Source organism: Mucilaginibacter lutimaris (assembly GCF_042676625.1).
Lineage (GTDB): Bacteria > Bacteroidota > Bacteroidia > Sphingobacteriales > Sphingobacteriaceae > Mucilaginibacter > Mucilaginibacter lutimaris.
On sequence record NZ_JBHTIA010000012.1, the window covers coordinates 1 to 14,334 of the forward strand.

Below are 14,334 nucleotides of genomic sequence, written 5' to 3' on the forward strand. Positions count from 1 at the left end.
GCATCCTGTTGCCAGGTAGCTGCCCGCTGTACCATCCATTGTAGCACGTGTGTAGCCCCGGACGTAAGGGCCATGATGACTTGACGTCGTCCCCTCCTTCCTCTCTATTTGCATAGGCAGTCTGAATAGAGTCCCCACCATTACGTGCTGGCAACTATTCACAGGGGTTGCGCTCGTTGCGGGACTTAACCCAACACCTCACGGCACGAGCTGACGACAGCCATGCAGCACCTAGTTTCGTGTCCCGAAGGACTGAGACGTCTCTGTCTCATTCACTAACTTTCAAGCCCGGGTAAGGTTCCTCGCGTATCATCGAATTAAACCACATGCTCCTCCGCTTGTGCGGGCCCCCGTCAATTCCTTTGAGTTTCACCCTTGCGGGCGTACTCCCCAGGTGGAATACTTAACGCTTTCGCTTAGACGCTGACCGTATATCGCCAACATCGAGTATTCATCGTTTAGGGCGTGGACTACCAGGGTATCTAATCCTGTTTGATCCCCACGCTTTCGTGCCTCAGCGTCAATGACACTTTAGTAAGCTGCCTTCGCAATTGGTGTTCTGTGACATATCTATGCATTTCACCGCTACTTGTCACATTCCGCCTACCTCAAGTGTATTCAAGCCCATCAGTATCAAAGGCACTGCGATAGTTAAGCTACCGTCTTTCACCCCTGACTTAATAGGCCGCCTACGCACCCTTTAAACCCAATAAATCCGGATAACGCTTGGATCCTCCGTATTACCGCGGCTGCTGGCACGGAGTTAGCCGATCCTTATTCTTACCGTACATTCAGCTTCGTATACATACAAAGGTTTATTCCGGTACAAAAGCAGTTTACAACCCGTAGGGCCGTCTTCCTGCACGCGGCATGGCTGGTTCAGGCTTGCGCCCATTGACCAATATTCCTTACTGCTGCCTCCCGTAGGAGTCTGGTCCGTGTCTCAGTACCAGTGTGGGGGGTCATCCTCTCAGATCCCCTAAACATCGTAGCCTTGGTAAGCCGTTACCTTACCAACTAGCTAATGTTCCGCATGCCCATCTTGATCCTATAAATATTTGATTATTATATAATGCTATACAATAATGTTATGCGGTGTTAATCTCTCTTTCGAGAGGCTATCCCCCAGATCAAGGTAGGTTACATACGTGTTACGCACCCGTGCGCCACTCTCATTGGAAGCAAGCTCCCAAATCCCGTTCGACTTGCATGTATTAGGCCTGCCGCTAGCGTTCATCCTGAGCCAGGATCAAACTCTCCATTGTATAATGTGTTGTTCAAATCCAGACCCTATTAACTCAATCAATAGAAATCTGTAAAAAAAATATTCTCTTACATTATCCCATCCCTTAAGTCTCGCTTTAATAACTGTCAACACATCGCTGTGTTGCTGTTACGCTGCATAATTTATTCTCTATCTCTTTTAAGAACTTTTGCGGTCGTCTGTCTCAGACTTCCTATATGTTTTCGGTCAATGCGACACTAAACTTTCATTTTTTCAATTCAGAAATCATTGCGATTTCTGTGTTTTTCAATGCTTTGCTTCGTTGTAGAAGCGGCTGCAAAGATGCGATTATTTTTAATTCGTGTCAAGTGTTATTTTCACTTTTTTTGAACTATTTTTTCTTCGCTGTTTTTCAATTTAACACCCGCAATTCCTTTTGTTGTTGCGGGCTGCAAAGGTGCAAATAATGTTTTGATTTGGCAAGTGAAAAATTCACTTTTTTTTATCCTTTTATTATTCGCTAAACTTCAAAAAACAACGCCCTTTTTATTTGAGCGGCCACAAATGTAAGCAGAAAACCCCTACCCTTACAAGCATTATTTAAAAATAATTAAAACAATTATATAACTCACTGTAAATTAACGCCAAATTAACACACGCGTTATATGGGCTCTGGTGGATCTAGGCCATTAATATGCCAATATGCGTCAGGAAGGCATTATTTATGGCCATAAAAAAATGCGTAAGTTTGATTTAGATATGGAAAATTTCAACTTCCCGCCGCTTTTTTTAGATGATTTGAATGATGAACCGGGCTTTGATCTGCAAAATTTTGTTGATGCGCATCTGTCAGAACCGGCCCCAACATCTATCCGAATCAACCCGTTTAAGCAATCAGAATTAAAAACCGACTCGCAGGTGCCCTGGTGTAACCAAGGTTTTTATTTAAAAGAACGCCCGTCATTTACCTTCGACCCGCTATTTCACGCGGGAGCGTATTATGTACAGGAGGCATCATCCATGTTTATTGGCCATATTTTAAATACAATCCGCCCAAATAAAAATGACGCTATTAAGGTATTGGACCTTTGCGCGGCGCCGGGCGGCAAAACCACCCTGCTAAATTCGGCCCTAAACAGTAGCGACCTGCTGGTTGCAAACGAGATCATCAAAACGCGGGTACCTATATTAAGTGATAACCTAAACCGCTGGGGAACATCAAACACCATAGTTACCAATAACGACCCAAAGGACTTTAACGCCATACATAGTTTTTTTGATGTGGTACTGGTTGATGCGCCATGCTCTGGCTCGGGCATGTTCCGTAAAGACCCGGCGGCCATGAATGAATGGAGCGAGGGCAACGTTAACCTTTGCCACCAGCGCCAGGAGCGCATCCTTGCTGCTATTTATCCGGCATTGAAAGAAGACGGATACCTTATATATAGTACGTGTAGTTATTCGCACCAGGAGAACGAGGATATACTGGATTGGCTTTGCACCGAATTTGGTTTAGAAACCGTACGGATACCTATATATAAGGAGTGGGGAATTGTAGAGACCGAATCACCTTTAAAAAAAGCATGGGGTTACCGCTTTTACCCGGGTAAGGTTAAAGGCGAAGGTTTGTTTGCAGCCTGCCTGCGTAAAAAGGAAAGCAGCGGCGGCCTGTCCAATTATAAAAATAATGGGCAGCAAAAACTACCGGCTAAGGAAATGGATATTGTAAAGAGCTACATTAATAATGCCGAGAGCTTTTACTTTTTTAAAGTGAATGACGACTGGCTGGCCATAAGCCGCGAGCATAAAGAGAGCCTGAATATTTTGCACCGGCATCTATATATTAAGAAATCGGGCGTGAGGATAGGTAAGCTGGCGGGGAATGACTTGATCCCGGACCATGAACTGGCCGTAAGCCTTATTATAAATAAGGATGCTGTTTTATCTACAGAACTAACCAAAGCACAGGCTATCCAATATTTGCGCCGCGATAATATTGATTTGGAAACTACCGGTAAAGGCTGGAGTTTGATGACCTATGAAGGATTGGCTTTAGGATGGGCGAAATTGCTGCCTAACCGTATCAATAATTATTATCCGAAAGAGATAAGGATAATGAGCCAACAGCTGGATTAACCTTCAAACATCCTGTCATTTCGAGGGAAGCGTAGCGACGAGAAATCTTGTTTTTCAAGCAAAGTTTGCTACTAATGCATTTCTAACAGGATTTCTCTCTGTCGTTCGAAATGACATGATGGGGTGCTAACTGGTTAGATATTCTTCCCGTCTACAATCTTAAAAAACTCATCCCTGTAAGTATCGCCCACGGGAATCACTTTATCGCCAATGAATATACGGCTACGCTCAATACTATCTATCTTATTAATAGATACAATATATGATTTATGCACACGGATAAAGTGTTTGGGAGGCAGGGCGTCTTCCATTTTCTTCATGCCTTGCAGAGTGATGATACGCTCGGCAGGGGTAAAGATGGATACGTAATCTTTAAGGCCTTCTATAAATAAAATATCGTGCAGGTAAACCTTTTGAATTTTATGCTCAGTTTTTACGAAGATGAAGTCGCTCATAAAATCGTCCTGCTTAACCAGCTCGGCAGCGGGGGCAGGTTTTACTGATGGCTGTATAATGCCCTGCGCTTTTTGTACCGCTTTAAAAAACCTGTCGAAAGCGATTGGCTTTAATAAATAGTCTACCACGTCGAGCTCATATCCTTCAAGCGCGTATTGAGGGTATGCTGTTGTAAGTATCACTTTTGCTTTGCCGTTGGCTATGCGCAGGAACTGTATGCCGGTTAATTCGGGCATTTGCACATCTAAAAAAACCAGGTCTATGCCGCCATCTTGCACCATAGTGAGCGCCTCGATAGGGTTAGTAGTTGCTTTTACCAACTGTAGTGCAGGCATTTTGGAGATGTAATCTTCAAGTATATTAAGCGCCAAAGGCTCATCATCAACAACAAGGCAGCGTATCATGGCTATAAAACTAAGGATAATTGACAAGTGTATGTATCCGCTTCGTCGCGAATATCTAAATTATATTTACTGGGGTACAACAAATCAAGCCTGCGGCGAACATTTGCAAGCCCTATCCCGCCGGATGAATCGCGGTTATGTGCGTGCTTTTTGTTTTGAATAAAAAAGTTCAAAAGTCCGTCATCCAAGGTTATTTTTAAAACAATTGGCGATAACTCATCATTTGCCACGCCATGCTTAAACGCATTTTCTATAAAAGAGATAAGCAGTAACGGCACAATGAGCTGAGTGGTTACCTCACCCGTTACCTCAAAATTGATGAACGCTTTATTACCAAACCTTATCTTTTGCAGGTCGATGTAGTTTTGCAGGTACTGCAGTTCTTTACCAAGTTCTACTTTATTATCATTACACTCATAAAGCATGTAGCGCATGATCTCCGATAGCTTCAGAATAGCCTCGGGCGTGGTGTCTGATTTTTGGTAGGCCAGTGAATAAATGCTATTTAACGAGTTGAAAAGGAAATGGGGGTTTATCTGCGATTTAAGAAAGGACAGCTCGGCAGTTAAACGCTGGTTTTCCAGGTCGCGCTGTACACGTTCGTTCAGGAACCAATCTACCGTAAACTTAAGTACCGTACTTAAAAACAGGAAGATGGTGGTGATAAAAAGTGTATTGACAAAATAGCGCAGAAACTCCGTTTCCTTCCCTTTTACACGCATTAGTATTTCACTTTTAAAGATGGCGCCAAAACCATATTTAATAAGGCCAAAACCTATCAATATAGCAACAATACTTAAGGCGAAGTACTTGTACTTTTTCTTATCTAAAAACCGGGGGATAAGCACAAGGTAGTTAAGGTAAAATACGCTGATGTTGATAATACCATAAAGCACAAACACAATTAGCACGGCCCGTATATTCATTTTACCGCTGAATCTTGCTATAGAAGCAAAAAACGCGATAAGGCCAAGCCAGATAATTACGTGCCAGAAAATCTGCCAGCTTCTCTTCATTTGCAATTGTATTTAACAGCACCTAAAGTAATATTTATAAGCGGATTTACCTGTGCAATTATATATAGCAACCGGTTGTTTCGATGAACGGGCAAAATAAACCGACGAACCCGTTAAACCGGCTTTTTAACCGTTCATCTACAAATGCTGCCTGTTGGTCTAAATGATTTTTGGGGCTTGATAATTTGATATTCCTTTGTTCTATCAAAATCACACACACAATGAAAAAGTTAGTTTCAAACTCAAATCCATTTATTTTATTACTGGCCCCCGTAGTTTTTGCCATAATAATGGGCGTAAGCTACCAGTTTGAACAGAAACAATTTACTGCCAACAACTCTGCAGTGCATGCTACATCACTATTTATAAAAGGTGTAACCGTAGTTAAAACCGTTGCCTCAATTGCTACCGAAAAATTATGGTAATCCAAACAGAAGGCTTATCATTTAGCTTCGGCAACCAGCAAGTTGTTAAATCGCTTTCCCTGCAAGTTCCGGCAGGGAGTATCTACGGGTTTTTAGGGCCGAATGGCGCCGGTAAAACCACTACCATAAAAATGCTGCTTAACCTGTTAAAAACGGGCCAGGGCAGCATTCGTGTTTTTGGGCTGGAGCTGCAAAGCAACCGCATCGAAATTTTAAAACAAATAGGGTCATTAATAGAACAGCCTGCCATATACCTGCACCTTACCGGCCGCGAGAACCTGATGAACCGCGCAATGCTTTTACAAGTAAGCGATGCAAAGGTTGATGAAATGCTGAAGCTGGTGCAGCTAACCAACGCTGCCGATAAAAAGGCCGGCCAGTACTCACTTGGTATGAAACAACGCCTGGGTATTGCCCTTGCATTACTTAACGACCCCAAACTTCTGATATTAGATGAACCCACCAACGGGCTTGATCCTAACGGTATCATCGAGATACGTGAATTACTTGTACGCCTTGTTGCCACCGGTAAAACCGTTTTTATATCAAGCCACCTACTTGCCGAAATTGAGAAAATGGCCACTCATGTAGGCATAATCAATAACGGCCAGCTGATGTTCCAGGGAACTATTGGCGATCTGCAAAACATTAGCCAGCCACTCATCAGTATAGAAACAGATAATACCGTTGACGCGGCCAATCTTTTAACACGCAATAACTTTATCGTAACAGAAGTTGGACAGGACCACCTTTACGTGCCATTTATATCTAAGCAGCAAATAGGCGAAATAAATAGCTTGCTTGTGCAAAATGGCGTAACCGTATATGGCATCAACAAACAACATAAGGACCTGGAGAGATTATTTTTAGATATTACTACCACAAGCAATTTAATATGAAAGGATTTTTACTATCGTTCCAGTCCGAATTTTATAAGAGCCGCAAAACGCTGGGCTTTTGGAGCGCCGTGCTGTTACCTTTATTAATAAGCTTGCTGGCCTTTACCATATTTTATACAAAAAGCGACAAGTTTGTAAGCACCCCGCCAATGGGTTTATGGATCCAGTTTACCATGGTTGGCCTGGGTGTAATGGGCACATTACTTTTACCTATGTACACCATATTTATAGCATACTCTGTAAATAATGTGGAGCACCGGTCTGATACCTGGAAAACGCTGTTTAGCCTGCCCATATCGCGCTGGTCGGTTTATGGGGCAAAATTCTTTTACGCTGTATTCCTGGTGTTTTTATGCCTGGCCTTGTTCGCCTTATTTACTATAGGCTTTGGTAATTTACTGGGTGCTATAAAACCCGAGCTAAAGTTTAGCGCCTACCATATGGAGATACAATTGATGCAGGTGTACTTTAAGTTATTCCTTTCATCATTAGGCATTCTTGCCATACAATTTTTACTAAGCCTTTTATGGGCCGATTTTTTAAAGCCAATGGGCCTTGGCTTTGTAGCTACCATTGTTGGTGTTACCGTAGCCTCAAAAAATTGGGAATATAGCTACCTGTTCCCATATGCCCACCCAATGGTTGCTATAACGGGAATGGTTAAGCATAACAAAGGCCCTGCACGCGATATTGAAATAGATATGTTTACCAATGACGTTTATGTAAGCCTTGTTATTTGTGTAATAGTATTTATTACCGGGTACTTTATTGTGCAGAAGAAAAGTGTAAAATAGAGGTTAGAGATTACAGTCGGAAATTTGTGATTGCATTTATCTAATTTCAATTTCGTATCTTTAAGTTCAAGCACTATCTATTAAACTTCACGCCATATGAACGGACTGGGAACATTGGAACTGATCATTATTTGTAATATTAGCTTACTTCGCATTAATAACTTTCAGCCTGATAGATGCTGTCCGCTCAACCTTTAGCGATTCGGTAACTAAGCTGATATGGGTGTTATTGATACTATTCGCCCCATTCATCGGTTCTGTACTTTATCTAACTATCGGCAGGAACTCCCGGGTTTAATCTTTTTTACCATTCTCTACCCGTTTCACCTCGTCGCGGCGGTCTTTACTGAAATCGAAATTATTAAAATCATTGGTTTGGGGGATGTCTACCTTAAATCCGTCCAGTTGGTCTACCTCAATGGTTATTTCATCAGCCAGTAAGTCAATAATGTGGCCGCCCGCTTTTTTATCATCACTTAAAAAATGAAAGTGGTAACCGGTAATGTTTGGGCCGTCCATAAATGCCGGGATACGATACCCTACTAGAGTTCCCTTCACATTCTCAAAAGTAAAAAAATGTTGTAGCGGCAGCATATCGGCAAGTGGCTGGTAAGGCTTATTTTTAACCGGCGGGAACGCACGCGTTTTAACAGATCTGAATGTGCCTGTTATTTTTATAGCGTAAATACCATTCTTGTTAACCAATGCGCTATCCAGATAAGCATATAATTTATCCTTTGTAAGGCTAACATTCGGCTTAGTCACTTTATCTGCCTTAAAAAAATTAACTACCGCAAAGGGTGTAAGTTCGGTTGGTTTAACTATAAATGTTTTACCTGTAGCTTGTGTCTGATAGATCTTACCATCCAAGATCAGTACTTCACCGTCGAGCTTATCGGGCGCACCCAAACCAAAATCGCCATGCTTTAACACCTTATTGTATGAGCAAAAGGCATCATATAAACCGCCAATAAAGGCGCTGGCATGGCCTGCTGTATATAGGGTATTATCTTTAGTTTGTGCCAATGCATTACCGTTTACCAATAGGTACAGCACCACCAATAAGGCGTATGTGTTGCGAAATGTCATTGTGTCGGATTAAGTAATTGGGGCTAATATAACTAAACTACCCCGGTTTTTAATTTAATGCCCTGCTAACATTATTTACTTAATTTGGGTAATTAAACATGGCTATGCTAAAACAAATATATTTATTCCTGGCGCTGGTAATTTTATTTAACCCGGTGTATGCTCAGCAAAAATATACCCCGGCCAATATCCATTCCCATAATGATTATTCGCGCCCGAATGCTTTTTACCAGGCGTTTAACGCCGGTGCAGGTGCAATTGAAGCCGATGTGCATTTACGCGATGGCAAATTACTGGTAGCACACGACACACTTGTATCAAAGCAGCCGCGCACTTTAGTGCAGTTATACCTGCAGCCTATACTCAAAGAACTCAATGCCCACCCAAGACCGTTGAATTTGGTGATAGACGTAAAAGGCTCTTACGCATCCATTCTTACAGAGTTATTGAAAGAACTAAAACCATTAAAACATCTGATAAAAAATAACGATCATAACCCGTTAAGAATTATTATAACAGGTAATAGGCCTACACCTGCCGAGTATAAAAATTACCCATTGTACATTACGTTTGACGACGACCTGCAATTGCCGCACACCGCCAATGAATGGAAACGGGTTGCGCAGGTGAGCCTTAATTTCGAAAATTATTCTGCATGGAACGGCCAGGGCGATCTGCCTGTTGTGGAAGAACGCAGGCTTAGGTCGGTCATCAATGCGGTGCATGCCGCGGGTAAAAAAATACGCTTTTGGGCAGCGCCCGATAACCCCGGGGGCTGGCACAAACTCATGCAGTTGCACGCCGATATTTTATCGACCGATAAAATTGAAGACCTGGCTAATGAACTAAAAACAAGTAATATTAATTGACCTTTATAATGGCAATGCCCTTTGGTGCCTGCACAGCAATATTAACCTTCCCGCTAGCAAGCCTGGTATTTTTTATTTTTACGATACCTAAAGGAGTGGGGAACGTACCTTCCACAAACTTCAGGTCGCCAAGGTGGGGTTCAATTTTTAATACTTTGCAACCGGGGGCCATTACATTTACACCTAACACATATTGTGTTAACCAAGGCGTTGGGCCAGATGCCCAGCCATGGCTAAGGCTATGCCTAAACCCTTTGTAGCAAAATGCGCCGTAATCGCCATGTATGTCCTTCTTGCCATCGGGCACCAGTTCATCAATACGCGATGCATTGGACAACCAGTCTATATCAAAGTCTTCCCAAAAAGTGGTAGCGCCTAACGTAAGCATTGGCCCCCAATAGTCGCGTATCGCATCTATCGCCCCCTTATAGTCGCCTGCCTTTGCTTTGGCAAGCAGCATGTAATAACCAAAAAAGGTTGAATAATTGTGCACGCCCCTGTCAGACAATACCGCGTTTGCCCTCGCGGGCGGCATCAGGCCCGATAATGAAAGCAGCGCCGCGGCCTGTTTGGATTTACCCGGATCGGGTACATTCTTTTTTAACCGGGCAACGGCCGCTTTACATTTTGCAGCAGTAACTGGGTCGTGTAAAACGGTTGCCAGATCGGCACCCGCGGTTAAGGTCATGGCAAGCATGCCCTGCAAACCCGCGTGTATAGCTTTAGCATCGGTGCTTGATGGCCAGTCTAAAAAGCGTTGCCCATTTTTAAGATCCTCGCTGTTATTGGCATCAATTTGTTTGATGTATTGGTTTAAAAGCGCAATTAAATAGGTTTGCTGCTGCTTTAAATAATTAAGGTTGCCATTGTGCATATACCAGTCATGATGGATAAGTACCCACCACATCGAGTAAGAGATCATGCCGTTCATATACTCGGGCAGGGGGGTAATATCCCTTGCCAGGTCAAGGCTTTTAGGCACTACATTGCTATTGCCAAAAACCGCGGCAATAGTTGATGTTTCGGGGTGCATATCGCCCACCCAAACCAGGCGGTCGCGTTTAATGCCATCCCATAAATAATCCTGCATGTTAAGGTGTACCGTATAAGCGCCTGTCATCCAAATCTTGTTCAGTAAGGTATCGCTGCTTTTAAATGACCCTAAATACGGGATATCCCTAAAAACGAATATAGCCCGCGCCTCTTTTAATTTTAACTCGGCGTTATCGTCCAGCAAATCTATTCTTACAAATCTAAAGCCGGTATTACCAACCTCCAGTTTACCCAGCCACGGGAGGGCAATCTCAAAATCGCGCATGGCGTGGTCGTTGGTTGCACCTTTAACCGTATCAATATTGCTCATGGCCTCACTTGCCGATTCACCAAAACGGATGCGCACCCTTACCGGCTTCCCCCCGCGAGATTGATCAGTTACCAACTGTAACCCGCCATGCAATTCGCGGCCAAAATCAAGTAATATCCCGGCCTTAACTTTATTGCTATTACGAAGAATACAAAGGTCCTTACCCGACAGGTTGGCCTGTCCGTCGCCCGGTTTTAATAGCCGTTCCGCATTATTAATACTTGCAGCATCCTTAGTGCTTTGCCATAAAATCCTAACCGGCGATAAATACCGCCTTACTGTTTCTTCTTTTTGTACATCCTTTAAATGCGCACCCGCAAAAACAGGAGGCAACTGTGCAGATGCACTTTTAAACACTATTGCTGCAAGCAGCGTTATTATAGTTTTTAGTTTGTTCATCCTTAATATCTGATCACATCAATTTTTACAGGCCCCAATAACCCAGATGGTTGCAGTTCGCCCTTAGGATCGGGACCAAACAGTACAGATGTAGGGCGCGTACCCGCCGGCATCAGGGCATCGCCAATTAACCTGTTCACCCAATTATTTACTACTTTAATTTCAACCTTATTCTCTCCCGGTTTAAGTGCCCTCGTAACATCTACTGTATAGGGTGGTGTCCATGCGCCGCCCATTTCTATACCATTCACAAATACTTTGGCTACAGATTTGGCTATGCCTAAATCTATTATATAGTTTGCACCTTTTTCTAATTTACCGGTTTTAAAAGCAGTGCGGTACCAGGCTACACCCGAATAATACTTTATGCTATCGTTCGCGCTTTTGGCCCAATCTGTCAGTGTTTCGAATTTAACCGGCTGTGCAGGGCCACGCATAGCCTTATCAAAAGTAACCATCCATGGTTGGGTGATATTTATTGTTTTTAATGCCTGCGGATAGTTGGCTTTGGTGCTGTCGCCAATTGTTGACGGATTACGAAATATCACAAATGCGCTCTCTAAAGGTGCAAGCTGCATAGGAACAATCGTTGATGTTGCTGTTTGATGGTAGGATGGTAATTTGCGTATACTACCGTCTATCGCATTCCATAATTCGGGGCTTTTACCCGTATTGCGGAACTCCGCATCAAATTTAACCGGCGTATCTTTTTGGTTAGATATAAAATATATCTCACCTTCCTTTAGCCTGCGATGGATGAAAAGCACCTCGTCCGTTTTAGTTACCTTTAGGTCGGGCTGCACTTTTATCAGGTTAAGCACTTCCTGTAAACTCATACCATTTATTACCATGCCCTTGCCATAATGGTGCGCCTTATTTGTAATACCGTCTGTATTGCCCCAAAGCTCAGCTGCCAGATCGCGCACTTGTTTGTCTGCCATGGGGTAACCCTGCAAACTTGGCGAACGCAATGGTTTAGGCCCCAGTACTACCAACCCCTGTTGCACCATCTCTTTGATCTTCGCCAGTAACTCCGGTCGAATGGTTTCTAATTTAGGTAATACCAACACACTGTAGTTGATACCGTTTGGTAAAGCAAGTGTACCATCTTTCACAAAGGCTTTTTGTTTAATTACTTCGCCATTGATATAATCGAAAGAATAACCCTTCGGCAGTTCAGGATCGGTTATGCCCGTCATTTTGGGGGCATCCTCACCAATAAAATAGGCCACATCGGCCACGTATTGCCCTTGCTGCAACATCATATTACAGCGTTTAATATACTTTAGCAATACATCCATATCGTAAAACCATGTGTTTAGCCTGTTAAACTCCACACCAAACCACGCGGTTAGGCCCGGCCCCTTATCACCGGGTTGCGAAATGTAAACATGCATCAACGTATTATTGATGCCTTCGGTGAAGAACCTGTCGCCGCGCTTTTTGAACATAGCTGGGTAACGGCCAAACGGCGCGCCGGCCGCCGTGAATGATTCTGCCGAAACCTTTATCTTCCCATAAATATGTGCCGATGACGATGCCGCCCGGTTCTCAATATCGCCCAAATCGCCCTCGCTCCAAAACTCGCCGCCAATCTCGTCCGACTGGCCGCCGTACTGTAAAAACTCACCCGGGAAACCCCAGTGCCCGTAATTTTCCAGCCAGGTGGTTAGCCCATTTTTGTGGCTTATCTCGCGCAAACCGCCAACATATTTATAAGACACATTGTCGGCAATTAATCTGCGTAGGTCCCACAAGAACCTGTCAGACATGTCCTGGTTGCCCACCACCCTGCCTTGCAGGGTTGGCAGGTAGGGTACGGGGTCGTAATCGTAAGTTTGCTTAAACTCAGCAATTAGGTTATCTGTCCAGTTTTGGCTGCCGGTTTCATAGCTATCTTCCACTACAACTTTCCATGTTTTACGATCTTCGGGCGGGATACGTTTTAAGATCTGACCCATAAAGGCATCAAAATGCGAGGCGACGTGCTCTACACTCATCTTATCAACCTCAAGCCCGCGGCCTTCGGGCGGCGCAGGCGAATTGGTAACGGTAGTCGGTGCCATTCCTGTACGTTCTATTATCCAGTTGCCCGCAGGGACTTTCCAATTCAACGTCCCATCCGCCGACATATATTTCGATACATCCAAAACTTTTGCCGGTTCAATAGCATATTTCATAACATCGTTTGGTTGCTGTGGCCACTGGTAGGCCGTCCAAAAAGGGTGCGGAGTAGGCCACATTTTAGCAAGCGATTTCTCCAGGTATTTTTCTACCATCGGCACCGGTGATAGCGTTACTTCTGTTAAACCCGAATCTCCGCTCACCTTAGTAAATACTATCCTGAAATTTGTAGCCGATGCAGCCGGGACAGAAATTACAGCCGGGCCATAAGATTTAAACCCCGTATTTAAATTAGGATTGGTACGGTCTATCGAAAAATGATTGAGCGTAACATAACTGCCGTTAACTTTAGCCTGCACATTGCCTTCGAGGTAAACAGGGTGTTTCGCGGTTGAAATAATTACGCTGCTTACCTCATACGGCTTGGTCACATTCACATCAAGCGAAAACGGTTGACCATTTTTTAATTTGATGCCGGTATCCCCGTTGCCATCGAACAAGTTTTCCAATGAACCGACGGTTGGTGATGAATTAAACGTAGGCTTCAACGAATTAATATCGCTATTAAAATCTACAGCAACCGGGTAGGCAATAACCCTTACATCCCGGAAGTCCGCTTGCGGCTTTTCCAATTTTTTATTGAGCGTTAAAGGACCTTTAACCATCAGTTGTGATGAGGCTAAATAGCGCATAGATTGTTGCGGCTTTATCCACGGCCCGCCGGATTGGCTCCAGCCGGGGCTGTTGAAGATTCCTATCTCAATATTTAATCTGGCAGCAACTTTAAGAGCTGTATGCAGGATGTCCCACCACTCTTCTGAGAACATTTTTACTTTGCCGTAAGGCACTTCATCTAACCCAATATTGCCAATGAAAGCGCGGTTGATACCAACCTTTTTCATGGCCTCCAAATCCTTTATAACCCCATCTTTCGAGATATTCCCCGAGATCCAGTACCAGTAGATGCTTGTTTGCACCGAATCGGGTATGGTGGCAAACCCTGTTTCGATAGCTTTAAAGCTTGCCGAATAATACGGGGCGCGGGCGGCAACCTTTGTGGTTTGGCCTTTTGATATAGTTACTGTAACGCACAGCGCTAAAAAGCAAAAGCAGGTGTGTTTTAACGTCATTAAGT

General features: G+C 43.7%; 11 protein-coding genes and 1 rRNA gene. 6 read left to right on the forward strand and 6 right to left on the reverse strand.

Annotated elements, in window-relative coordinates; translation table 11 throughout:
- Positions 1–1,265, reverse strand: a 16S ribosomal RNA gene (locus ACFQZI_RS14965); the annotation flags it as partial.
- 698 nt (positions 1,266–1,963) lie between these two features.
- Between ACFQZI_RS14965 and ACFQZI_RS14970 the strand changes: the two genes are divergently transcribed.
- Positions 1,964–3,361, forward strand: a complete 1,398-nt coding sequence (locus tag ACFQZI_RS14970) for a methyltransferase RsmF C-terminal domain-like protein (RefSeq protein WP_377143829.1) — start codon at positions 1,964–1,966, stop codon at positions 3,359–3,361.
- A 134-nt stretch (positions 3,362–3,495) separates the two neighbouring features.
- Here the strand turns inward: ACFQZI_RS14970 and ACFQZI_RS14975 are convergent, their stop codons facing one another.
- The gene (locus ACFQZI_RS14975) at positions 3,496–4,221 is read right to left on the reverse strand and encodes a LytR/AlgR family response regulator transcription factor (protein ID WP_377143831.1); all 726 of its coding nucleotides are present in this window, start codon (positions 4,219–4,221) and stop codon (positions 3,496–3,498) included.
- A gap of 2 nt (positions 4,222–4,223) precedes the next feature.
- Positions 4,224–5,237, reverse strand: coding sequence for a sensor histidine kinase (locus ACFQZI_RS14980; RefSeq protein ID WP_377143833.1), 1,014 nt, complete (start codon positions 5,235–5,237; stop codon positions 4,224–4,226).
- Between the two features lie 221 nt (positions 5,238–5,458).
- On the opposite strand from ACFQZI_RS14980, the gene ACFQZI_RS14985 reads away from it, so the two are divergent.
- From ACFQZI_RS14985 to ACFQZI_RS15000, 4 genes are all read left to right on the forward strand, one after another.
- A complete protein-coding gene (locus tag ACFQZI_RS14985; RefSeq protein WP_377143835.1) occupies positions 5,459–5,662 on the forward strand; it encodes a hypothetical protein in 204 nt (67 codons plus the stop codon).
- Entirely contained in the window at positions 5,656–6,561 is a 906-nt protein-coding gene (locus tag ACFQZI_RS14990; RefSeq protein ID WP_377143837.1) for an ABC transporter ATP-binding protein, read from the forward strand. Before ACFQZI_RS14985 ends, ACFQZI_RS14990 begins: the two co-directional genes overlap by 7 nt.
- Positions 6,558–7,355 (forward strand): ABC transporter permease, encoded by a 798-nt coding sequence (locus tag ACFQZI_RS14995; RefSeq protein ID WP_377143839.1) that lies wholly within the window; start codon positions 6,558–6,560, stop codon positions 7,353–7,355. The genes ACFQZI_RS14990 and ACFQZI_RS14995 overlap by 4 nt, the downstream gene beginning before the upstream one ends.
- A gap of 157 nt (positions 7,356–7,512) precedes the next feature.
- Complete coding sequence (locus ACFQZI_RS15000) at positions 7,513–7,653, forward strand: PLDc N-terminal domain-containing protein (RefSeq protein WP_377144942.1); 141 nt, start codon at positions 7,513–7,515, stop codon at positions 7,651–7,653.
- On the opposite strand, the gene budA is transcribed toward ACFQZI_RS15000, so the two are convergent.
- Positions 7,650–8,444 carry an acetolactate decarboxylase gene (budA, locus tag ACFQZI_RS15005; RefSeq protein ID WP_377143841.1) on the reverse strand — a complete coding sequence of 265 codons (795 nt, stop codon included), beginning with the start codon at positions 8,442–8,444 and terminating at the stop codon, positions 7,650–7,652. The genes ACFQZI_RS15000 and budA overlap by 4 nt on opposite strands.
- A gap of 104 nt (positions 8,445–8,548) precedes the next feature.
- On the opposite strand from budA, the gene ACFQZI_RS15010 reads away from it, so the two are divergent.
- On the forward strand, positions 8,549–9,313 hold the full coding sequence (locus tag ACFQZI_RS15010; protein ID WP_377143843.1) for a hypothetical protein: 765 nt from the start codon (positions 8,549–8,551) through the stop codon (positions 9,311–9,313).
- On the opposite strand, the gene ACFQZI_RS15015 is transcribed toward ACFQZI_RS15010, so the two are convergent.
- Together ACFQZI_RS15015 and ACFQZI_RS15020 are read right to left on the reverse strand one after the other, a co-directional pair.
- On the reverse strand, positions 9,306–11,075 hold the full coding sequence (locus tag ACFQZI_RS15015) for an alpha-L-rhamnosidase-related protein (RefSeq protein WP_377143845.1): 1,770 nt from the start codon (positions 11,073–11,075) through the stop codon (positions 9,306–9,308). The two genes, ACFQZI_RS15010 and ACFQZI_RS15015, sit on opposite strands and share 8 nt — an antisense overlap.
- Positions 11,076–11,077: 2 nt before the next feature.
- The gene (locus ACFQZI_RS15020; RefSeq protein ID WP_377143847.1) at positions 11,078–14,329 is read right to left on the reverse strand and encodes a glycosyl hydrolase; all 3,252 of its coding nucleotides are present in this window, start codon (positions 14,327–14,329) and stop codon (positions 11,078–11,080) included.
- Between the last annotated feature and the right edge of the window lie 5 nt (positions 14,330–14,334).